Here is a 21,759-nt window from a genome sequence, read left to right as displayed (position 1 = left end):
CTCCATCTAACTATACTATATATTCTAATTGATTATTCCCTGAATTTAGGTGCTTCAACCCTATATTGATTTGCTATTTATATTGGGAAAGCTCTTCCTCTTCACAATAGTGTAAAATAGCTTGGTGAATAAATTCATTCAGTGTTTCGTTTCCGAATTGATTGATATATGCTTTAAAGCTTTTATCTTCCTTATACGTATAAGCAATACATTGAAGGATTTCTGTATCACCTATCATAAACTGTTCGAGATAACTTTTCCATTCAAGAACGATTTGCTGTACTTTTTTAGAAGCAGGTGATTCCTTTGAAAACTTGGCAAATTTTAAGAATACATCCTGCATATTCTGATCAAAAGCTTCAAAAACAGCAGCTCTTTCTTCTTCGGGAATTTGTTTGATATTTTTTTCGTATTCTTGATACTTTGCAGTGTCCCCATACACATATTTTGCTTCTAATTGATACTGCTCTTTTAATGGTAATACATTACCTTTATGAAAAACATCTAAAAAAGAAATATCTTTTCCTGACATAAAATCATTTAAATTGATTAATGTCCGTTCAAGGTTTTGCTTTTTTATTTGCATCGCTTCATAATGCCCGGCTAAAATCTTCCTTTGCTCTTGTTTTGGCAACTGTATAATCACCGCTATTTCTTTCAATGGCAGATCTAATTCCTTTAACAGCAAAATCGTCCGTAATTTTTTTAGATTCTCATGATTATACAGCCGGTAGCCTTTATCTGAATAACTATCCGGATTTAATAAATTGATTTCATCATAATAATGAAGTGTTCTTTTCGTAACACCAGTTATAGTAATCATATCTTTAACGGTATAGTACGGTTTCTTCATCCCAATATTCTTTCACCTCGCTTAATATCTCATCAGCCGGAAGTGTTGTTGCTTCTACAATGGATTTCCCCGTTTTTTGCAGATAATACTTCACTAAATAATATCCGCATACATAGCCCGCGCTGTGCGGTACTCCTACTGTTGGTAAACCTTGTAATTTAGTAATTTCATCCCCGTAAAGATAAGGCATAATTTGCTGTAATCCTGTTATTCCTAAATGTTCTCTTAAAATAGGTTTAATAACATGATTCAGTGTGTTGGCATCTGTTTTACTGACCCATGGCCCAATTAAATCTTCTCCATATAGATAAGTGGCAAAATTTTCTGCTAGCCCTTCACTGACAATTAATTCCCCAAGGTTAATTTTATCATTCCATTTAATAAATTGGTAACGGACATTATGATTACATTCATGTGCTAATGCGGGTTTTAATCGTTTTAATGTGTACTCATTTGGAAGCAAACTAAGAAAAATATAACCAGGAATTCCGCCTTCTCCACTGTATCCTTCACTCAGCCGCAGGATTTCGCTGTCAGGATTCCCTAACAAAACCGTAAATAAATAATTAGACACAGGCAAATTAATACCATGCTTAGTAAATTGGTTTAAGCTATATTCCATTGCCTGCTTTAACTCACCCCATAATTTATCAGAGGAAATCAGTTTAAGCTCTGGTTCTATTTGCGGTGTTATCATCTCTGGTGCCAGGTGGGCCATATTATTTATCGTCATCACATCAAACCCATTTTCCTCCTTCGCCCGGAATGGAATCTGCTGTATTTCCCACTTTTTCATGTAAGGAGCTAGCATCTTTTGACGGTACAATTCTGTTTTTTCTTTTGGCGGGCAAGCGATAATCTCCCTATAAATTTTATCTGATCGTAATATATTGATATTCATTTATCTCACACCTTTTCATATTTTGTTTATAACTTAAAGCATTACGTAACGTGAAGGTCAAGTAAAAATTAAAAAAAGAACCCCAGTGGTATCTGAGATTCTCCTTTATATTCTTCAATGGATAAAGGACCGATAACAGAAGTAAGGTTAGCTATGCCTATAACTTTTTTAGTACCACTGGCAATTATTCCAATCGTACCTCTTATTTTCGTATTACTGCCCCTGATTTCTAATTCTTTTTTGCCTCTTAATATTGCCTTGGCCCAGATTTCTTTAATAATTAGACCTTTGGTGACCACGCTGATTTCATCTAAAAATAAATCTGGCCGGTAAAAGCTGCTCATCTAATGATTCACCTCTTTTTAAATTACCGTAACAACGAATTTAAATAATTCAAATATCTACAATTAAAAATCATTTCACTTGTTCCTCCAGCTTACTTATCCTTTCTTCCAGCTGCTCCGCTCTTTCATCCAGGCGTTTCACATCGATTAGCTGCTGAATTTTCTGCTCCAGCCGGTCTATCTTTCTCTCTAATCTGCTAATGCTGTCTGTATCATTTGGTGATGATTCAAAATAAGCGTTCGGGAAAATAGATGCAAGCTTTTCATTTTCTTCTGTTACTTCAAAATGAATACTGTAATCCTCTCCTGTTACTTCTTTTACAGACTCTGCAATCAATGTACTATATTTTTCCTTCAGCCAATCTATTGTAAATTCACTGGACGAATAGACAGTTAAAGCATCCTCTACAAATTCAGCTGTAGTTTTCTTAAACCATGTGTCAAAACTGGGTTTAGATATTTGGTAGCTTATTTTCTCTAATACTTTTTGCCATATACCCATTGAATTTTCCTCCTGTATGTTTTATTCAAAGTTATCAGCTGGTTTTCATTCACTGCCGCATGCTTATTCTTCATATAAAAACATCAAAATAATTATAATAATACTACATTTGCTTCTTCACCATTCTGTTCATAATAAAATTCCGAAATTTTTTCATCAACAAACACTCTATACATTTCTAGAAAATCATTAGCCAGCGTATAATCTGGCAGTTCATCCTTTTCAATCCAGAATACCTTTCCTTCATCGGAGCTTGTTAACTCTCCGGAAAAGGAAGCTGTTTTATAAAATAAAACAACGTATCTTTCATCTTGATCAGTCTGAAATTGCTTCGTCCCGCACAGGACAGGATTTTTAATATGTAAGCCCGTCTCTTCCTTTACTTCCCGTACAACTGCGTCATGAAAGGATTCTCTTTTTTCAATATGTCCTCCTGGAAAAGTAATACCCGGCCAGTTTGGATTTTGTCTGTCTTGAACTAAAATTTGCCCCTTCTCATTTTCAATCATACACATATTCGTAAAAATTGCTGCCTCAGATCTTCCCATTTGAATCCCCTTCCCTTTTTATCTATCATTTTCATTATTATCTAGTATACCATTGTGCAAAGATCGATAAAGCTATATTATGTTATGATTGAAACAAATCCTGTATCAAAATTATAATAGCATTTACAGAAAGAAGGCATAAAAATGAAGATAGATATTCCTAAAATTTCACCTATATTAACAGAAAAAAGATTTACCGATATTTTTTATGATGAGGATCCCATGCTGGAAATGTGTGAAATTACTGGAGCTGATTTCACCAATGAAGTTGTGGAACGTGTACGGATTTACGATGCAGTCTTAAAAAATTGTCAATTCAATCAGACGGATTTTGGCAATATAGAGCTGACGGATGTCCGTTTCGAAAATTGTGACCTCTCAAATGTAAACCTGACAAAATCCTCTATCCACCGCGTAGAGTTTATTCATTGCAAGCTGGTCGGCTGTGAATTCCCGGAGTCCTCCATCGGCAATGTCAGATTTGACGATTCCACCTTAAATCTGGCCACTTTCGGAAACGCCAAGCTGGAAAAGGTCATATTTAATGAAGCTGTATTAACGAATGTTGACTTTTATAATTGCAAATTCAAAAAAATAGAGTTTAACCGCTGTGATCTAAATGATGCTAACTTTGAAGAGACCTCTCTGAAGGGAATAGATATAAGCTCCTCCAGCTTTGAAGCATTGACTGTTTCCCTGGAAAGTTTAAAAGGCTGCAAGGTGTCTTCCTATCAGGCGATTCAGTTTGCTTCTTTGATTGGATTGATTGTTAAGGAATAAGAAAAGTCTTTCCTGAGAAAATCGGGAAAAGGCTTTTTTTCCCTGTTTTTACTGTGAAAATGATTGCACTGTGATAAAATGGGAAACACATTGTGAAGTTATGAACTTGCATTCGGAATAATAATGCAAACAGAATTATTATTTCCGTACCCAAAGCTACTTCCATCCAGAGGTGAAATCATCATGAAAAAAATGTTAAAATTCTTATTATTTTCTATTGGAGCACTCTTATTTTTAACTTCTTTACCCTTAAGCACAAAAATGATCATGGAGCTTATACATAATCAAAAAATGAATGCAGCGTATGAGATTACAAATGTGAGTACAGGGGGGCCGCCTACTGAATCTACATTTCATTTTAATGATCACATAATAGAAACAGAGGAAACTGTAAAAATAGAGAATAGCCATAGAGACCCTTGGAGCAGAAAAATGAGCATCGCAGATTTATCATTAAAAATCAACGGTGAGGGACTGGATAAATTGAAAGATTATCCTGTCAGAATGGAGGAAGCAGGATTAAACCGGTACTATGGAGAAATTGCCTATTTAACCCTGGAGGATAAAAGTAATGATAAAACGCAATTCATTATACTTTTAAAGAAAACAAAAGAAGTTGAAAAAGAAACGTCAGACGGAGATATAACTGGCAGAGTTCCAGATGAAAAATTAAAATACACCGCGCATATATTAGATGAAAACGGCAATATAAATATGACTTCTTTCAGCTTCACTGATCGGGACGCTTTACAAACAGAGCTGCTTTCTGCCGGCTCTTTGGCTCCTTATCCGATTGGATATTATACCGATGCGCGGGAGAGTATTCCTACAATAATTTTCCCTATCCTATTTCCATTCGTAACATTAGCTGTGGGATTTATATTATTGGTTCTCTTCTTTCTTATTAGACAAGGAGAGAAACTGAATAGGACAGCTTGATTAAAATGTTTATTTACCTTATTTTGTGGTATATTTTTAGTGTAGTAATTTTATCGGAAAAGGGGTTTTAAAATGGTGAAGCACGTAAAATTAGGTAAATCTGATATTTCGGTAAATCCAATCGGTTTAGGCACGAATGCTGTAGGCGGTCATAATCTGTATCCAAATATGCTGGATGAAGAACAAGGAAAAGACGTTGTCCGTACAGCACTGGATAATGGTATTAATATGCTGGATACAGCATTTATTTATGGACCGGAGCGCTCTGAAGAGTTGGTAGGAGAAGTTATGCAAGAATATAAACGTGAAGATATTGTACTGGCAACGAAAGCAGCGCATAAATTTGTCGGTAACGATACAGTAATGGATAACTCACCGGCATTTTTAAAACAAGCCGTTGATGACGCTTTGAAACGTACACGTACAGATTATATTGACTTATTTTATATCCATTTTCCGGATGAGAATACACCAAAAGCAGAAGCAGTCGGCGCTTTAAAAGAATTAAAAGATCAAGGAAAAATTCGCTCTATCGGTGTTTCTAACTTCTCACCCGATCAATTGAAGGAAGCAAATCAAGATGGCTATGTAGATGTGTTTCAAGGAGAATATAATTTATTAAAACGTGATGCTGAGAAAAACTATTTCCCTTATACAGCGGAGAATCAAATTACTTTTATCCCGTACTTCCCGCTGGAGTCAGGATTATTAGCAGGTAAATATGATAAAGATTCTAGTTTCTCAGACTTAAGAGAGAAAAATCCAAATTTCCAGGGACAGCAGTTTTTAGATAACCTTGAAAAAATAGAGCAAATAAGAAAAATTGCTGATAATTATGGTGAGGAGGTCGCTCATATTGTTCTGGCCTGGTATTTCTCTCAACCATCTGTTGATGTAATTATCCCTGGCGCAAAACGTCCGGAACAGGTACGAAGCAACCAAAGAGCAGCTGAAATTTCTTTATCTGAAGATGATATTCAAAAAATCAGCAATATCTTTGCATAATCAATGAAATACAAAATCCGCTTATTGTTTTAATAAAAAAGCAATAAGCGGATTTTTTAGTGATAAAGTGATTATTTTTTGCAAATTACTTATGTTTACAGATGTTTGCTGACAAAACGTTTCATGCGCTTTGTAGCTTCCTGCAGATTATCCATCGAAGTCGCATAGGAACAGCGAATATGCCCTTCTCCTCCTGCGCCAAAAATATCTCCTGGCACGACAGCGACATGCTCTTCATATAATAATTTTTCCGCAAATTCCTCAGATGTTAATCCAGTGGCTTTAATAGAAGGAAAGGCATAAAACGCACCTCCAGGCATATGACATGCTAAGCCCATCTCTGCAAAAGACTCTACAAAAAATCCGCGTCTTTGCTTATAAGACTGCTTCATTCTCTCCACATCGTCCATTCCGCTCTTCAATGCTTCCAGTGCCCCGTACTGTGCCATTGTCGGTGCACACATTAAACTGTACTGATGCAGCTTTAGCATCGCAGCCAATAAATCAGGCGGAGCCATTACAAAACCTAACCGCCATCCCGTCATCGCAAATGCTTTGGAGAATCCTGATATTAATATTGTCCTCTCCTTCATACCTTCAAGTGCTGCAAAACTAACGTGCTGGTTATCATAGCTCAATTCAGCGTAAATCTCATCAGAAAACACGATTAAATCATGCTCTTCAGCCAATGTCGCTATTTCCTGCAAATCCTCTCTCAGCATAACAGCGCCAGTCGGGTTATTCGGAAAACTGATCATTAATGCCTTTGTATTTGCCGTAATCGCAGCCCTAATCTGCTCTGCTGATACCTTAAAGTCATCCTCTATTCTTGTTCCTACAGAGACTGGAACTCCGCCTGCCATTGATACCAGTGGAGAATAGGATACAAATCCAGGCTCTACAATTATGACTTCATCACCCGGGTCTAAAATAGCACGGCAGCCAATATCAATTGCTTCACTTGCTCCAACTGTTACCAGTACTTCTGTTTCTGCGTCATAATCCACATCAAAACGATCATACATATATTTTGTAATTTCCTGTCTCAATTCGAGTACACCGGCATTTGCTGAATAAGCAGTAAATCCTCTTTCCATAGAAGAAATACTGGCCTCACGGATATTCCACGGTGTAATAAAATCCGGCTCCCCGACACCTAAAGAAATAATGTTATCCATGGAGGAAGCCAAATCGAAAAATCTTCGGATACCGGATGGCTGAATATCCTGTACACGTGACGATAAGCGGCTTTTGGTTTTTACATTTAATTGACTCATGGTGTCACCACTATTCTGCGATCTTCTTCGCCCTCTTCAAAAACGATTCCATCATGCTTATATTTTTTCAACTGAAAATGTGTTGTTGTTGAAATCACAGAATCTATCGATGAAAGTTTTTCAGAAACAAAACGGGCAATCTCCTGCATCGTTTTTCCTTCTATTACCACTTGAAGATCATAAGCTCCTGACATTAGATACAAAGCCTGCACCTCAGAAAAACGGTAGATTCGCTCTGCTACCTCATCAAATCCGACCCCGCGTTTTGGTGTTACCTTTACATCAATCATCGCTGTTACCTGCTCAGCCTGCGGTACCTTGCTCCAGTCCACGACAGTCGAATAGTTTAAGATAACTTTCTTTTCTTCCAATTTTTTTAATATCGCTTTAATTTCTTCTTCATTTATACTTGTCATTTTCGCTAATGTATTTAAATCAATTCGTGCATCTTCTTCTATAATTCTCAATATTTCTAATTCTTTATCTGTCATTACCTTTGACTCCTTTACCATTTCTGCCCAGTATCTAATCCCGTATTTGGATTATATCTCATCATAACATATTCGATGCGATAAATTAATTTCTGTCCACAAATATTTTAAATTTTTTGTTTTAAATGTATCAAATATTTCTATTTTTAGAAGATACCATGGAAAATATAATGAAATCTGGAAGGCTATCAAAGTTTATTTTGTAGAAAAATCTTTTTAAAAGATTGTTTTCACACCAAACCCTATCAACAGAATCCCTGTACATTTTTGAAGCATCTTTTGAAATAAAGGCTTCTTGAGCCATCTTTTCATTGCATCCAGAAAATAAACAAGTATGAAAAACCAGCCTGCAGCTATCAGCGTAAGGATAAATCCCAAAATAATAAGCTGCTGATTAATACGCCCGCTTAAATCAATAAATTGCGGCATAAAAGTAACGTATACTAAAACAGTTTTCGGGTTTAAAATATTACTGACTGCCCCCTGCACAAAGGAAGCTTTATTATTTTTATTTGTGCGATTCCCATTTGGTATAGCATCCATAGAAAAAGTATCCTTTGAAAAGAAGGCTCTGATTCCTAAATAAAGCAGGTATGCAGCTCCCATATATTTAATCATATTAAAAAGAATAACAGACTGAGCAATAACAATGGACAAGCCCAATACAGCAATCATCGTCCAGAAAGTCAGACCGGCTGCTATCCCAAGAATTGTGCAATAGCCGGCCCTTGTACCATAACTAAATGTATTTTTCATCACCAATATCGTATCTGTTCCAGGCAGCATGGACATCATCAGTGCCATCAGGATATATGCAGGTAAATTATCTATCATGCTTCCTCCTCTCAGCTACTTTAATAGAATGAGACTGCCTGTTAATTGATTTACCTTTTTCTTTTTCCAACGAGACTCCAGGACAGGAATAACTGCTGTATTAACAATTAATCCTAAAGGCAAATCATCATCAATTAGCCGTACACATTTTATTTTCATAGAGCTTGTTACCCCTCTCCCTTACTTTCAAAAATCTTCATATACTGCTTCGGTGTTAATCCAATCATGCTCTTAAAAAATTTGGTTAAATGGCTCTGATCACTGAATCCTGTTAAAAAAGCTGCTTCAGCCGGTTTTACTCCTTGTTCCAGAAGTTTTTTTGCATGATTCACCCGAATTGTTTCCAAATAGCTGTATGGTGAAATCCCCTTCTGCTTGGTAAAGGACCGGAGCAGATGATACTTACTCCATCCAATCAGATCACTTAACTCTTTCAAGGAAATTTTTTTGGTATAATGCTCCTCCAGGAAGCTGCTGATTGTTTGAACTTTGTGAGAAGATTCCAGGGCTGCTTTCGGGATAGCCAAGTCTGAGTTTATCTCAATAAGCTCCTCCATTAAATAAAGAAACAGTTCTTCTTTTTTGAAAGCTTCCTCTTCCTCCAATATTTTCAGATGAAGGTCTTTTAAAGTAGATGCCACTTCACTCTTATACAAAACATTTTCTTTAAAACGTGGAAGAATCTCCTCACCTTTTATCTCAAACATTGCTTTTTTTATTACATCAGCTTTTACATTAATACAGCGGTAATCCAGTGTTCCACCGTCTACCTGCTCACAGCTGTGCGTATCATAAGGATTGAAAATAAGTACATCGCCGGGGTGAATAACATATTCTTCTCCCTGACAGATCAACTCACGCTCTCCCTCCTCGATAAAACCAAACACATAATAATCATGAAAATGCGCGGGAAACTTTTGCGTAATTCCTTTAAACCGATATGCTTCCAAATCTAAATCAGGGTCTAAATAAATTGTTCGGGTTTCATTTAACATGCTTAAACCTCCCTTCCCATACTTCTTTATCCTGTTCCTAAAATATCAAGTATTATTTATTTTTTCTTGTATAATATTGCTCTTTTCTCAGACAAAGCGAAAGCCGCCGATAAAATATCGGCGGCTTTTTCTTATTTTTTATTTGATTTCATCAATAACATAAAGATAATGATCAGCGTAAAAGCAGTGAAAGCTAAAAACGGAATCGTAATAAAGCCTAACCAATTAATATATTCTGTATTACACGGTACACCGCCCACACATGGTTTTAATGGTGCAAATCCCGGTACTTTTTGTTCAAGATAATGATATAGTGAAATACACCAGCCGATCATTGCAATTGGAAGTACATATTTCTTAATTGTAAATTCCTGTTTAAACGTTGCTACTCCAAGAATGAAAGCCAACGGATACATGGCAATCCGTTGATACCAGCATAATTCACATGGTATAAAACCTTTTATTTCACTAAAATAAAGACTCCCCAAAGTTGCAACCAGAGAAACGACCCAGGCAAAATACATATAAAGCTGTCTCATATCCAGTTTATTCATTTTATTCACCTAACGCTTCATCGATAGCTTGTTTGATAACCTCGTAATCAAATGTATCATCATCGTTTATCATGACATTATTAACCATAATCGTTGGAGTGGATTCGACTTCAAAAGCATTTCTCAGATCATCATCTTTTATAAGCTCATCCATAAATGTGTTATTTTCAACTTCTTCCATTAATGTCTCTGTATCAATTCCTTCTACACCTTCTGCAATTTCCTCTATCTTATCTGTTGTCACCCATACTGCCTGCTGATTTTCTGGTTGATCAGCAAAAAGCGCATGATGGAAGTCCCAATATGATTCAGGATTTTGCTCATAGACTGTTTCTGCGGCTAATGAAGCTAATCGCGATTCTTCTCCATGGAATAAGACGTTGACAAATGCGATGTTAACTTTCCCTTCATCTATATAGTCCTGTTCTAATTGCGGAAAAATACCTTCATCCCATGCTTTACAGCCAGGGCATTTATAATCTCCAAATTCCACGACAGTTACAGGAGCTTCCGGGTCACCATATACAGGTTGTCCTTCTGTTGATGGGGCTTCATCAAACTCCCTTCCAAAGGATTCTGAGTCCCGATTCACCAGCACAACTAGTAAAACAACCAGTGCGACAACAATTAAAGTAATAGCCACAATTATTTTTAATGGCGATTTTTTCATATAAACACCTCTCCTTATCTCTATGTAAAATATAACATAAAAATACATTTTTGCTCAGTTGAAGTTTACGAAAAGTAACTCCATAATAAAAAATCAAATACAGTTCTAATATACATTATTTTTTCATTTAAAACATATATTTGATTGTCGCTTTTATGACAATATCAAAACATATGGGTTTTGTCTATTATATGGTATTTACTAATAAAATACTGATATTAAAAGAATCGCCTATTACTGCTTTCTTTGATAAACAATCACCTTCTTTTCATTTTATCAATCTGAATGCAAGGATATAAATCAAGTAAAGTCAGTTACCTAGTTTTATATAGAAAAATGTGAAGTTGACTACACATTTTTATTTTGATACTATTAAATGAGTAGTTAACTTCACATTTAATGAAGAAATGAGAGATATCATGAATGTTATCAATCGTGTGCAGATATTTAGAAAGAAGAAAAAAATGACGCAGGAAGTATTAGCAAATAAGGTTGGTGTATCCAGAAAAACAATTGTATCCCTGGAAAAGGGAAATTATACACCATCGTTGTTATTGGCATTGCAAATTGCGGAAGTACTGGAAATAGATATTAATGCTATTTTTTATTTAGGGAAGGAGTGACCTTTTGATGAAGAAAATAATATTTGAACAGACTGGAAATATCATTATGATACTGCTTACTACCTTAGGAATGATCCAAACAGTTTTGACCGCTACCGTTACAGAAGAGCCCTTCTCCTTTTCTTTTGAATTCGGTATTTTTTGGTTTCTGCTTATCGGATGGCTTATCATTTTTGGTATTGCCCGATTTTTATATGGGAAGAAAAAGAATAACGAGGGCTATAGTACAAAAAAAGGAGAATTCAGCACACAGGATGAGCGGGAAGAGCTGATTTCGATAAAAGCAAGTCTGTTTACCTTTAAAATGCTGATTCCTTTATGGATTGTTCTCCTGTTTCTATGCTTTGGATTGAGTCTGCTCTTTACCGATATCAAAATTTTTCAAACCACAGTCATCGGCATTTTAGGAGGCAGTCTTATTATAAGCTTTCTTACTTATCTGATTACGTGGATAGCACTTGATTCAAAGGGTTGAGCTTGCCTTCTTATGAAAACGAAAAAGGAGAGAAAACAATGCACAACGATATTTTCCTAAAGTTAGAATTTCCTCCTCTCTATCAGCCGAGCGACAATAATTCTTGGAATGATGAACATATTTCAAAATATATGCTGGATGCACATTTAAATCCTGATTTTGAAGGAGCTAGCCGTAAGTAAGGTTTATTGATAAGTCTGTACGTTGGATGGAGTACATCATCCCTTCTAAAGATTATCCCAGATTGCTGGATATAGGCTGCTTGCCGGGACTATATGGGGAAAGATTATGCAGGGCAGGCTATCAAGTATCCGGTATTGACTTTTCCAGGCGTTCTATTAACTATGCTAGGCAGTCAGTTGATCAGCATGGATTAAATATTTCCTATTTGTATCAAAATTAATTTAGAAATGAATATGAAAAATTCTTTTGATTTTGCTGCATTTATTTATTGTGATTACAGAGCTTTGTCTGCTGGAAACCGGCAGCAAATCTTAAAAAATATTTATCAGGCTCTTGTTATGAGAGGGAAATTATTACTGGATGTTTTTTCTATGAAAAAGTATGAAGCCTTTGAAGAACGTAATACTTGGGACAACTATCCAGGCGGCGGATTTTGGAGCGCAAACGAACATTTAGCTATTGAAAGATTGAAAAAATATCCAGATCATGTCACTTTGGAACAAACACTTGTTATTGAAAAACAAGCTGTCACAAACTATAATATTTGGAACTGTTATTTTACTGTTGAACGTTTGAAAAAAGAAGTTGAAGATGCCGGATTTAAAATGATAGAAGTATTTGGTGACGTTACGGGAGCTTCATATACAGCAGATAGCCCTGCAATTGCAATTCTTTTAGAGAAGTAAGCCTGTTTTTTTCATATACCCGGATTCTCCAAAGAAGAGATCAAAGTACAGGAATAACCAGTGCTTTGATCTCTTTTCCTTTCAAGTATTTAAAATGTTCCGGCTTACATGATATCCATTATTACCACATAAAATTCATAAATAAAATATCCGGAAAAACCAATTAAAACAACGCCTGCAATAATAGAAAACCCCTTAATCATGGCTCGGTTCATTACTTTCCTTGTTGTAGCCACAATTACTAATAATCCGATATCATGAAATAAAATCCCAGTTAAAATACCCGCAGCAATAAGTAAAAAATTGGATGGTTCAGATGGGTTATATGTATTACTTAACACAGCTCCAAAAACGCTCAGCCAAAACATAATATTTCCTGGCGAAATGGCGACAAGAAACCCATTACGATAAGAGGAGCGTATGGATTTATCAGACTTTTCTCCAGCCAGTGTGATATCGTTATCCGCATTTTTTATTGATTCATAGCCAATCAGGAATAAGAATACTGCGCCGATCAGCCACATCGGGATTTGAATAAAAGGCAGCTGTAAAATAGATGCTAACCCCAAATAAAGTGCAGCAATTAAAACAAGGTCAATTGTCATCCCTCCAAGCCCTACAGCCCAGCCATGCATAAAGCCATTTTTCAATCCCTGTTTTGTCATTTCTACTGTAATAGCTCCTACAGGCATTGCAATGGCAAGTCCTGCCATCACATATGTAAAAAATAGCACCATTACTTGTAAGCTCCCTTCAAAAAATAAATATTTTCTGTCATTAAGAGTTCAGAAGGCCTCACTTCAAATTATGCAATAAATGAAAAATGAAATGGAGGAGTTTTTATCTTACTATAAACTGAAAAAAGCGTATACCTATTCAATTAATTTTTCACTGCTTAACACAACTATCCATGGAATCTCTTCCGCTATTTTCGTTTTTTTCGTAAATAACCGGTTTCTTCAATTATCTATCGATACATCGCTCATTTAAATGGATACGCCCCTCTACTGAAGCTCAGGTGATATTGTCAAATAAGCAGTAACGAATAAATTCCACTTTCAGAGTGCAAAATACAGCTGTAAGTAAAAAATATAAGGATGATGATTTAATGAGATACATTTTAGCATTTCTATTTAAATTAGTTATGACGACAGTAATATTAGGTATAACATTAGGTATGATTTTTAATATTTCTTTCAGTAACTTAGTTATTACCAGTTTGATACTAACTGCAGTTGGCTTTGCAGGAGATATGCTGATACTGCCCCGAATAGGGAACGTAGCTGCTGCAGTAGGCGATTTTGCACTTGCTTATATTATTATCTGGGGGATAGGCTCATTTTTATATGATAGCTTGCTTTCTGTTGATGCTGCTGCATTAATTGCCGCCTTCCTGATTACAATAGGCGAACTTTTTTATCATAGATATTTACGTAATTTTGTTTTTGATAATGTAGATAAACCACAAAACCATCTTCATCATGAAAATCTGCAGACAGAAGCTGGAGAAGAATTTCATGATAAAAAAGATAAGAACAAATAAAGAAGGATAGTATTGATTCATTTTTCACTTAAGATTTTTCTGCACATGCATAAAGTGTATAAATTAACTCTCTCTGCAAACCATAAGAAAAATACGATTAAAGGAGTAGTTACCATGAAATTAGCTTCACATGAATTACATGAGTTAAGCGAGCTGATTGCAGGATGCTATAATACAATATCCTGTATGGCCAGCTTTATAAATCAGGCTCAAGATCCTGAACTGAAGGGATTATTACAAAAGCATTTCCCATTACATGTTCAGGATTACAATTTAAAAGTGGAATTTGTTCAAAGTCAAACAACACCTGATATCACAAAATTTCAACCAGCTAAAATAAATCCAGTACTGGAATCTTATACACAAGCGCCGGTTTCTGAATTTCCACCTGCAACACCCCGAACAGAAGTACAGCAGCATACTGACCGTGAAATTGCTACAGCTTATCTAATAAATCAAAAAAGTTCTGCCAAAAACTACGGTAATGCTTCCGTAGAGTGTGCTAACCCTGATTTAAGAACATTTTTGGAAAATGCTTTTTTGAATAGTAATCATCACGCTTATGACATTTGGCAGTATATGACTAAAAAAGGGTATTACCCATTAATGGCTGCACCAGATCAAGCAATACAGACTGTAGCATCTATCTATCAGCCAGTAGAGTAGCCGTCTCAAATTTAAAACTAAGGAAAAGCAGGAGCAGAAAATAAATATTTTCTGCTCCTGCTCAGCTTTAAAAATAAGGAAGGTATTTTCTCGGCATGCTTTTTTCTACGGTTAAAATAATGAAGAAAAAATAAGATATATAGGTTTAGCATAAGCCTCTTTTCCTACCATTTTACCTTCCAAAATTCTGTATTGACTGCATGTTCGTACTCCTTGCTGTTATCACGAAAAGAGACCCTTTCCCTACACTTTTCAATTCTGGATTTTCATTGGAAACCGTATCTATCCTCTTCATATTCGTGTCCGTAACACTATTTTCAAACTATTCCTCTTCCTGGGCACTGACAGATTCTGAATCTGCTGTCGCATCATTTTCAGCTGCTTCCACGTAGCTTCGGATTTGATATCGTTCTGAATCCGATAGATCATCCAATTGTTTATAATTGGTCATAAATGTTAATGCGAGAACAAGCAGTAAAATTGGCGTAACGCCTGATAATACTTTCTTCACTTTACCTTCCTCCTGTTCTTTTAAGATTAATTATTTGTATCGGCTTGCCAAACACCGTTTCTCCGGGAATCTGCAGCACCATATATACTGTTGGACCCCTCGTCGATAACAAGTGATTGTATACCTCCATAAAAGTCAATATCCGTTTGATTGTAGATTTCATATCCACGTGCTCTCAATTCTGATTGAACATCTCTATCCAACTCTGTTTCTGTGAAAATATCATTACCTTCAATATAAAATCTATTATCCTCAACTGCTTCATCAAATGGTTCATTAAACATCAAATATTTAACGAGCACCTGTGTCATTACCATTGGGATTCTTTTCCCACCTGGTGAGCCAATACCGATAGTTTTTTCACCATTCGTCAAAATAGTCGGGCTTGTGAAGCTTCTTGGTGTTTTTCCCGGCTCAATGCTATTCAACGAATCATCATTTGTACTAAAATTCTCCATTTGGTTATTCATAAAAAACCCGCCTACATTATCACCGGAGCCAAAGAAATTTCCTAAGGTATGTGTCGCTGATACCATTGTACCATCTTGATCGATAATGACAAAGTGTGTCGTATTATCGTGATCTTCCTCGTCTGATATCGAATCATTTACTTCATAATCCTCGGATAATTCATCAAGTGAAATGGTATCTGCCATTTGTTGTGTATAATCAGCGGAAGTCAGTTCATCGGTCGGTAATGTATCTGTAAATGACGTATCTCCCACATTCTGGATACGATCATCATAAGATCGTTTGGAAATTTCTCCGATCAGATGAATATAGTCCCTTTGGTTATCCTCAGTCGAAGCAACATTTAATTGTTCAGCCATTTGCAGAGACTGAATTAGTGTAACTCCTGCTAATGGCGGCGGTGCAGAATAAACATCATAGCCGGCAAAGCTGCCGTGAGCCGCCTCAGCTGTTGTTGCCGTATAACCGCTTAAATCCTCTGCTTGCAATGTATTTTCCTTTTCTAATATTTGATCCGCAATAGGCCCATCATAAAAAGCATCTGCTCCGTTTTCCTGGATTAAACGTAATGTTTCTGCTAATTCAGGCTGTACTAATGTATCATTCACTTCCAGTATTTCACCATTCGGGAAAAATTCATCTAATTCTGCGACATCCATCCGGTAAGATCCTTTACCAAGTCGATCTACCAAATGATTATCTACTTCAAATCCTTCCTCTGCGTAATCGATAGCCGGCTGGATCAAGTCTTGCATGTCCATCGAACCAAAATCATTATTAAGCTCTTCCATTCCTCTTACTAAACCGGGAATAGCAAAGGTTTCCGGCCTCGCCCCCGACTCTGGTGCAGTTTCACGGTACTCATAGACAGCCGGTTCATCCGCATCATAGGGATAAATCAACATCTCTCCCCCTCCGCCGATGCCTGAACCATAAGGCTCTACAGTACCAAGTACGTAGGCAACCACTACGGCTGCATCTGCAGCGTTACCGCCTGCCTCCAGCACCTTCATCCCAGCTTCTACTGCCAATGGATGGGAAGCACTGACACCATAGCCTTCCGATGTATTCATCATTTCGGATTGCTCGACACCATAATCGGTATTTGTCACTTCCTCCTCAAACATCCCTTGCTGTGCATAAACAAATACCAGTCCTGCAACGACAACAATCGTTAATATCGTAATAAGCTTTTTATTGCTCACTATCAGAACCCCTTTCCTCTAAAACATCAGAATGATCTACTTCCAAGATCAACTTTCCATCTTCTTTTTTAAAATTCTCTTCCGGCTGGTTTCTCATTAATTGCAAATGAATTTTCATTTGATTGTATTTGTTTTCTGTTACGTAAGGCTGTGCTCCGTTTATACGTAACGGAGTAATTTCAAACCTGCCTGTCCCGTCACTTAACAGATCATATTGGACAATGGCACTATCCTTAGTCCGGGACCATCCCTGGTCAAAAACAAAGTTGCCAAGTCCGTAAAATATAACGCCATCCTTATATTTTTCTACTTCTTGCAGTACATGGGAGTGATGCCCAATAATAGCGTCTGCGCCAACATCAATCATCGCCCTTGCTAGCTCTGTTTGTCTCGGGTGCGGCTGATTGTCATATTCAACACCCCAATGCATATTTACAAAAACAAGATCAGCATTTTGATTCGCTTCCTCAATCATCGGAAAAATATTATCCGGTAACGCACGGGCAACCCCTGGACGATAACCGAGAGCTGAGAAGCCCTCAACAAGAGCATCTGTATATCCAAGTGTTGCAATCGTTAAGCCATTTACTTCCTGATAATCTATGGCAGTTGCTTCTTCCAGGTTCTCTCCTGCACCAACATAGTTTAAACCTATATTATCCAGTGCTGAAATCGTGTCATTCAGTCCCTCTGCCCCATAATCCATCATGTGATTATTAGCTAAATTGAGCATTGTAAAATTCAGCTCTTTTAAAGCATTGGCTGCCTCCTCACCCGTATGTAGATGAATCCGCTTATCTATTTGTTCATAATTATCTTCATCTTGAAGTAAAATTGGATTTTCAAAATTACCTGACACATAGTCGGCGTTGTCAAAGAAAGGTTTTACTTTCTCAAAAGGATATGTTAGTCCATGTTTTTCTGTCACATCTTCTACATGGCGGCCAAACATGATGTCACCAACGAAAGTAGCGGTGAACTCTGAATCACCCTTTTCTTCCACTTCTGCTACATCTGGTGAAAAGAAGATTTGATGTCCGATAATGAAGATAACAATGGCAGCTAAACCGATGGCCACATGTTTACCAGCAGATTTTTTTTGTTGTTTCCCCATTCGCAATATTTTTTCTTGGTATGTTAATTTTTTAGACATATTAACCCTTCCTATATGATGTAATAGACGCTTAAAATAACAAAAGTAAGTGCGCCTAATAGAAGCGAACTTCCGATTGTAATAATGGCCCCTTGCTTTTGGATCGTATTCGCAATCAGGCCGGGCACAATAACCCCAATTCCTCTAAATTCCAATATTTCAAATGGAAGCATTGGATAAGCGTAATCCAGGAGGAGCTTCAACACAATTCCTACCGACAGCATTGCTGCAAATTTTCTTCGTCCGTAAAGCAGCATAATGCGCGACAACCCATATGTAACAATGACATAGGTTAGAAGACTAATCCCAAAAATAACGGCGATAAATATAGGCTGGTCAAAAACCAGTGCTAAATATCCCGGCACAACCAGTCCAGCTGGTACAATGCCTGTTTTCTCTGAAAAAAGTAAGCTTAGAATCACTCCTAGCACGAGTGCAATATATAAATCTGAACCAAACATTCTATGATCCTCCTATTTCTGTGTGTGCTTGCAGTTTTTCAACTAAAGGTTCTGCCGCACCATGAACATTTCCAATCCCATAGATGATATTATTAGATGCTATCTCTATTAATGTTCCATAGATTTCGTCAGTTGACTTTCCCTGAAGATCAATAATTTGATTGACTTTGAGTCTTCCTGACCTCACCGCATTCTTAATTGGTTCTGCCTTTTCCCCAATCAACACGAGCTTATCCATCGGTATATGTGGTAAAACATCATCTGCAAATTGGATAGTCCGATCCACGCGATCTTCCCGGCAGTTCATTACAACAATTGGAGATTTTGCAGAATAGCCTTGAGACACTACATTTTTCCAAATATTGATTGTTGAGGATGGATCGTTAGCCGCAAATCCATTGACAAAATATGCTGATTTGCTTCCCTGCTTCAAATGCTTAATCCGCATTGCACCTGGATCTGGCTGTGCCTTAAGCATTCCTCGAAATGCCGTTTCTTCATCAATATCCAATGCTTCAGCAACTGCTAATGCCAGCGAAGCATTTTCCGGAAAGATCATATAATCAAATTTGCGTAAATATACTTCGGGGATTTTACTATTATCAGCAACAATCACCTTCGTATTTCTTTTTGCTGCTTCTTTTTTAAAATAATCTACATAGGGGCCTTGTGAAATAATTAAATGGCCATTATGCGGAATCGTAGCTGTAAAAGCCTCAGCAACTTCATCCAGTGTAGGTCCCATCACATCCATATGGTCTTCCAGCACATTAACAATCACACCAATGTTCGCCTGAAGCAGTTTTTCTTGAAATACAATTTGATAATCCGGGTTAACTGCCATACACTCGCTGACTAAAGCATCAGCTCCCAGCATTGCCGCTTTCCTTACAACCATTTTCTGTTCACCGATATTCGGTCCCTCGGGACGTCGCTGGATAGGCTCTTCCTCTGATGTATTCCAATAAATCATCCTTGCTGAAGTACCAGTTGTTTTACCGATGGTTTTATAGCCTGCCTCTTTGATAATACCTGTAATTAATCGCGTGACGGTTGATTTCCCGCGGATTCCATTCACGTTGACCCGAATTGGCAGAGCATTCACATGCTTTTTATGGGAATTCCATTCCATAATACCGATAACCAGTGCAATCACGAGCACAATTGGAATTAATAACATAACTATATCCTTCCTTTACCATTCATCAAATCAATAAAAACACAGATTTTTACTCTTAAAATTCATCCGTTGAAGTATTTAGACACATATTGACAATACCTAAGATATTTTAACAAAAAATATATACTTTACTATAAAAATCCCTTTTTTTATTCTATTTGTAATATCTGAGAATAAACTGACTCTCTAATGTAATAATGTTGCAGAATAAATACACTTAGCACGTGCATATTGTTTACACTAAGGAATTCATATGAATTGAATGCTTGCTTGAGGTTTTCATTCTAACTTGAAAAAATATTCAAACAATGGATTTCATTTCATTGAAGCAAATTTGTAAGATTTATTAGCCAATTTATGACTGTTGATTAAGTAACTATGAGCTTTGGTTTTTTCCGAAATCTTTATATTACTTTATTATTGCTTCATTGAATCCAATATGCGCTCATAATACCCTACTTCCCAAAAATACCTATTCCCAAACTTAACTTTTAAATTGAAAAAATTTACTAACCAACAGAACAAATAGCCTGAAACATAAATGCAATGAAAACAAACATAAAAAACAGGAGCAGAAATAAAAATTTCCTGCTCCTGTTTTTTATCTAAGATTCTATTATGCTTCTTTTTTCACAAAATACTCTTCCTGTAAAATCCCCATATGAATAATGTCATGCCACTTACCATCCCGAAATAGCGTCTGTCTGCTTTTCCCTTCCAATTCAAAGCCTATTTTTTTATATAAATGAATCGCCCGCTCATTAAATGAAAATACCCGTAAGGAAACTCTATGCAGGTTCAGTTCATAAAAAGCGTAATCCAGCAGCAGTAACAGCCCTTCCTTTCCATATCCTTTTCCCCAGTATTCTTTCTCACCAATATCAATAATACATTCTGCATTTCGGTTTTTATAATCCATATTAATTAAAGAAACAATACCGATAGATGTTTCACTTTTCTTATCTACCAAAATATACCCTTTTGAAGTATCCGATCCCAAAATAGCATATTCTACAAATTCTTCTGTCGCTTTCTTGGGATAGACATCTAAAGAGGGGCTGGTTGAGTGCATTACCTCTACATCATTTCTCCATTTGTGATAAAGTTCTGTATCGTCTTTTGTTATCTTCCTTAACTTCACTCTTCTAGATTCAAACAACATACAATCACTCCTTATCTGCCGCATGAGGGCAAACAATATTTTCTAAAGAAAAAAGCAGGATGGATAATTGCTCTTTTACTTTCGTTTGCTCATTCCCAAGCTGAAAAGTGTCCAGCATCAGCCCATTTATAAAAGAAATAATATATCTGGCAATCGTATCAGCAGGCTGCTGCAGTTGAAATTCTTTTTTGTACACTCCCCAGTTCAGCACCTCTTCTATCAATCTTGTCATTTCATTATAACGCTGTGAAATATATGGGAAATCTTCTGCATGCTTTACATAATTGGAGGACAAAAAGAATTCTGCTTTAGCCTGAACTAATGACTGATGAGTATTTTCAATAGCCTCCTGCTGCATTTCAAACCATTGCTTCAACTGCGGCCAGAGCAGCTCATCATCCGAGGCTTCAAAAAACTGCATATCGTCATAGTCGTCTTCTTTTAAAACCTCCATAAACAAATGATCAATATTATCAAAATAACTGTACATTGCTCCTCTTGATATGCCTGCTTCGTTCATAATATCCTGCATGGATGTTTGCACATAGCCCTTCCGGATAAACACTGTTTTCGCTGCCTGAATCAACTTCTTCTTTTTTTCTTTTTTATAGGCTTCACTTACCTTTGGCATAGAATCACCTCAATTAAAATAAAAAACTATACATGATTGTCTTTTTTATTATAACGACAACTATGTATAGTTTTCAAGCTTTATTTTTATCTTATTATAATGCAGAAATAGAAATA

Annotated in this window: 30 protein-coding genes; 10 read left to right on the top strand and 20 right to left on the bottom strand. The window is 36.5% G+C overall.

Translation table 11 applies throughout. The annotated features are described in order from the left end of the window. Nucleotides 1-73 precede the first annotated feature (73 nt). The 5 genes from MKY30_RS13735 to MKY30_RS13715 all read right to left on the bottom strand — a co-directional run bounded on the left by MKY30_RS13735 (nucleotide 74) and on the right by MKY30_RS13715 (nucleotide 3,148). Nucleotides 74-853 (bottom strand): TipAS antibiotic-recognition domain-containing protein, encoded by a 780-nt coding sequence (locus tag MKY30_RS13735; protein WP_156987366.1) that lies wholly within the window; start codon nucleotides 851-853, stop codon nucleotides 74-76. Next, entirely contained in the window at nucleotides 828-1,754 is a 927-nt protein-coding gene (locus tag MKY30_RS13730) for a DUF2268 domain-containing protein (RefSeq protein ID WP_341084295.1), read from the bottom strand. Before MKY30_RS13730 ends, MKY30_RS13735 begins: the two co-directional genes overlap by 26 nt. Nucleotides 1,755-1,822: 68 nt before the next feature. Then, complete coding sequence (locus tag MKY30_RS13725) at nucleotides 1,823-2,098, bottom strand: ASCH domain-containing protein (RefSeq protein ID WP_147209858.1); 276 nt, start codon at nucleotides 2,096-2,098, stop codon at nucleotides 1,823-1,825. 70 nt (nucleotides 2,099-2,168) lie between these two features. Beyond that, nucleotides 2,169-2,600 (bottom strand): DnaA N-terminal domain-containing protein, encoded by a 432-nt coding sequence (locus MKY30_RS13720; RefSeq protein ID WP_156987370.1) that lies wholly within the window; start codon nucleotides 2,598-2,600, stop codon nucleotides 2,169-2,171. A 92-nt stretch (nucleotides 2,601-2,692) separates the two neighbouring features. After that, a complete protein-coding gene (locus MKY30_RS13715; protein ID WP_147209860.1) occupies nucleotides 2,693-3,148 on the bottom strand; it encodes an 8-oxo-dGTP diphosphatase in 456 nt (151 codons plus the stop codon). A 144-nt stretch (nucleotides 3,149-3,292) separates the two neighbouring features. On the opposite strand from MKY30_RS13715, the gene MKY30_RS13710 reads away from it, so the two are divergent. The 3 genes from MKY30_RS13710 (at nucleotide 3,293) to MKY30_RS13700 (ending at nucleotide 5,872) form a co-directional block, all read left to right on the top strand. Beyond that, nucleotides 3,293-3,928 (top strand): pentapeptide repeat-containing protein, encoded by a 636-nt coding sequence (locus tag MKY30_RS13710; RefSeq protein ID WP_147209861.1) that lies wholly within the window; start codon nucleotides 3,293-3,295, stop codon nucleotides 3,926-3,928. A 183-nt stretch (nucleotides 3,929-4,111) separates the two neighbouring features. Further along, complete coding sequence (locus MKY30_RS13705; RefSeq protein ID WP_341084293.1) at nucleotides 4,112-4,867, top strand: hypothetical protein; 756 nt, start codon at nucleotides 4,112-4,114, stop codon at nucleotides 4,865-4,867. Between the two features lie 72 nt (nucleotides 4,868-4,939). Then, the gene (locus MKY30_RS13700) at nucleotides 4,940-5,872 is read left to right on the top strand and encodes an aldo/keto reductase (RefSeq protein ID WP_147209863.1); all 933 of its coding nucleotides are present in this window, start codon (nucleotides 4,940-4,942) and stop codon (nucleotides 5,870-5,872) included. 95 nt (nucleotides 5,873-5,967) lie between these two features. Here the strand turns inward: MKY30_RS13700 and MKY30_RS13695 are convergent, their stop codons facing one another. The 7 genes from MKY30_RS13695 to MKY30_RS13665 form a co-directional block, all read right to left on the bottom strand. Then, nucleotides 5,968-7,149: an aminotransferase gene (locus MKY30_RS13695; protein ID WP_156987374.1), complete on the bottom strand. Its 1,182-nt coding sequence runs from the start codon at nucleotides 7,147-7,149 to the stop codon at nucleotides 5,968-5,970. Beyond that, a complete protein-coding gene (locus MKY30_RS13690; RefSeq protein WP_147209865.1) occupies nucleotides 7,146-7,640 on the bottom strand; it encodes an Lrp/AsnC family transcriptional regulator in 495 nt (164 codons plus the stop codon). Before MKY30_RS13690 ends, MKY30_RS13695 begins: the two co-directional genes overlap by 4 nt. A 216-nt stretch (nucleotides 7,641-7,856) precedes the next feature. After that, nucleotides 7,857-8,471, bottom strand: a complete 615-nt coding sequence (locus MKY30_RS13685; protein WP_147209948.1) for a LysE family translocator — start codon at nucleotides 8,469-8,471, stop codon at nucleotides 7,857-7,859. 18 nt (nucleotides 8,472-8,489) lie between these two features. After that, entirely contained in the window at nucleotides 8,490-8,633 is a 144-nt protein-coding gene (locus MKY30_RS13680) for a DUF2000 domain-containing protein (protein ID WP_147209866.1), read from the bottom strand. 8 nt (nucleotides 8,634-8,641) lie between these two features. After that, on the bottom strand, nucleotides 8,642-9,469 hold the full coding sequence (locus MKY30_RS13675; protein ID WP_147209867.1) for an AraC family ligand binding domain-containing protein: 828 nt from the start codon (nucleotides 9,467-9,469) through the stop codon (nucleotides 8,642-8,644). 131 nt (nucleotides 9,470-9,600) lie between these two features. Further along, complete coding sequence (locus tag MKY30_RS13670; RefSeq protein WP_371863286.1) at nucleotides 9,601-10,023, bottom strand: disulfide oxidoreductase; 423 nt, start codon at nucleotides 10,021-10,023, stop codon at nucleotides 9,601-9,603. A 1-nt stretch (nucleotide 10,024) separates the two neighbouring features. Further along, on the bottom strand, nucleotides 10,025-10,693 hold the full coding sequence (locus tag MKY30_RS13665) for a DsbA family protein (RefSeq protein ID WP_147209868.1): 669 nt from the start codon (nucleotides 10,691-10,693) through the stop codon (nucleotides 10,025-10,027). A gap of 419 nt (nucleotides 10,694-11,112) precedes the next feature. Between MKY30_RS13665 and MKY30_RS13660 the strand changes: the two genes are divergently transcribed. Genes MKY30_RS13660 through MKY30_RS13645 form a run of 5 tightly spaced genes read left to right on the top strand, consistent with a single transcriptional unit; the run spans nucleotide 11,113 to nucleotide 12,660 of the window. Then, nucleotides 11,113-11,316 carry a helix-turn-helix transcriptional regulator gene (locus tag MKY30_RS13660; protein ID WP_147209869.1) on the top strand — a complete coding sequence of 68 codons (204 nt, stop codon included), beginning with the start codon at nucleotides 11,113-11,115 and terminating at the stop codon, nucleotides 11,314-11,316. A gap of 7 nt (nucleotides 11,317-11,323) precedes the next feature. Continuing rightward, nucleotides 11,324-11,791, top strand: coding sequence for a hypothetical protein (locus MKY30_RS13655; protein WP_156987378.1), 468 nt, complete (start codon nucleotides 11,324-11,326; stop codon nucleotides 11,789-11,791). Between the two features lie 38 nt (nucleotides 11,792-11,829). Next, nucleotides 11,830-11,973: a hypothetical protein gene (locus MKY30_RS13650; protein ID WP_198048708.1), complete on the top strand. Its 144-nt coding sequence runs from the start codon at nucleotides 11,830-11,832 to the stop codon at nucleotides 11,971-11,973. 26 nt (nucleotides 11,974-11,999) lie between these two features. Then, complete coding sequence (locus MKY30_RS24160) at nucleotides 12,000-12,194, top strand: class I SAM-dependent methyltransferase (RefSeq protein WP_198048709.1); 195 nt, start codon at nucleotides 12,000-12,002, stop codon at nucleotides 12,192-12,194. Nucleotides 12,195-12,201: 7 nt separating this feature from the next. Continuing rightward, complete coding sequence (locus tag MKY30_RS13645; protein WP_341084288.1) at nucleotides 12,202-12,660, top strand: hypothetical protein; 459 nt, start codon at nucleotides 12,202-12,204, stop codon at nucleotides 12,658-12,660. Nucleotides 12,661-12,764: 104 nt separating this feature from the next. Here the strand turns inward: MKY30_RS13645 and MKY30_RS13640 are convergent, their stop codons facing one another. After that, complete coding sequence (locus MKY30_RS13640; protein WP_147209871.1) at nucleotides 12,765-13,397, bottom strand: LysE family translocator; 633 nt, start codon at nucleotides 13,395-13,397, stop codon at nucleotides 12,765-12,767. A 371-nt stretch (nucleotides 13,398-13,768) separates the two neighbouring features. Between MKY30_RS13640 and MKY30_RS13635 the strand changes: the two genes are divergently transcribed. Both MKY30_RS13635 and MKY30_RS13630 read left to right on the top strand, forming a co-directional pair. After that, nucleotides 13,769-14,203, top strand: coding sequence for a DUF2512 family protein (locus MKY30_RS13635; RefSeq protein WP_341084287.1), 435 nt, complete (start codon nucleotides 13,769-13,771; stop codon nucleotides 14,201-14,203). A gap of 114 nt (nucleotides 14,204-14,317) precedes the next feature. Next, a complete protein-coding gene (locus tag MKY30_RS13630) occupies nucleotides 14,318-14,869 on the top strand; it encodes a spore coat protein (protein WP_341084285.1) in 552 nt (183 codons plus the stop codon). A 322-nt stretch (nucleotides 14,870-15,191) separates the two neighbouring features. On the opposite strand, the gene MKY30_RS13625 is transcribed toward MKY30_RS13630, so the two are convergent. From MKY30_RS13625 to MKY30_RS13595, 7 genes are all read right to left on the bottom strand, one after another. Beyond that, nucleotides 15,192-15,380 (bottom strand): hypothetical protein, encoded by a 189-nt coding sequence (locus MKY30_RS13625; RefSeq protein ID WP_147209874.1) that lies wholly within the window; start codon nucleotides 15,378-15,380, stop codon nucleotides 15,192-15,194. Nucleotides 15,381-15,406: 26 nt separating this feature from the next. Beyond that, nucleotides 15,407-17,056: a gamma-glutamyltransferase family protein gene (locus tag MKY30_RS13620; protein ID WP_246145089.1), complete on the bottom strand. Its 1,650-nt coding sequence runs from the start codon at nucleotides 17,054-17,056 to the stop codon at nucleotides 15,407-15,409. Further along, nucleotides 17,046-18,209 (bottom strand): CapA family protein, encoded by a 1,164-nt coding sequence (locus MKY30_RS13615; RefSeq protein ID WP_147209875.1) that lies wholly within the window; start codon nucleotides 18,207-18,209, stop codon nucleotides 17,046-17,048. The genes MKY30_RS13620 and MKY30_RS13615 overlap by 11 nt, the downstream gene beginning before the upstream one ends. A gap of 11 nt (nucleotides 18,210-18,220) precedes the next feature. After that, nucleotides 18,221-18,670: a poly-gamma-glutamate biosynthesis protein PgsC gene (gene pgsC, locus MKY30_RS13610; protein WP_147209876.1), complete on the bottom strand. Its 450-nt coding sequence runs from the start codon at nucleotides 18,668-18,670 to the stop codon at nucleotides 18,221-18,223. Between the two features lies 1 nt (nucleotide 18,671). Next, nucleotides 18,672-19,850, bottom strand: a complete 1,179-nt coding sequence (pgsB, locus tag MKY30_RS13605; protein ID WP_156987380.1) for a poly-gamma-glutamate synthase PgsB — start codon at nucleotides 19,848-19,850, stop codon at nucleotides 18,672-18,674. Between the two features lie 616 nt (nucleotides 19,851-20,466). Continuing rightward, nucleotides 20,467-21,012 (bottom strand): GNAT family N-acetyltransferase, encoded by a 546-nt coding sequence (locus MKY30_RS13600; RefSeq protein ID WP_339285287.1) that lies wholly within the window; start codon nucleotides 21,010-21,012, stop codon nucleotides 20,467-20,469. Nucleotides 21,013-21,016: 4 nt separating this feature from the next. After that, nucleotides 21,017-21,643 carry a TetR family transcriptional regulator gene (locus tag MKY30_RS13595; protein ID WP_339285286.1) on the bottom strand — a complete coding sequence of 209 codons (627 nt, stop codon included), beginning with the start codon at nucleotides 21,641-21,643 and terminating at the stop codon, nucleotides 21,017-21,019. Between the last annotated feature and the right edge of the window lie 116 nt (nucleotides 21,644-21,759).

Origin of the sequence: Oceanobacillus sp. FSL W8-0428 (assembly GCF_038004405.1) — a bacterium.
Classification (GTDB): Bacteria; Bacillota; Bacilli; order Bacillales; family Amphibacillaceae; genus Oceanobacillus; species Oceanobacillus sojae.
This window is presented reverse-complemented; position numbering and strand designations above follow the sequence as displayed.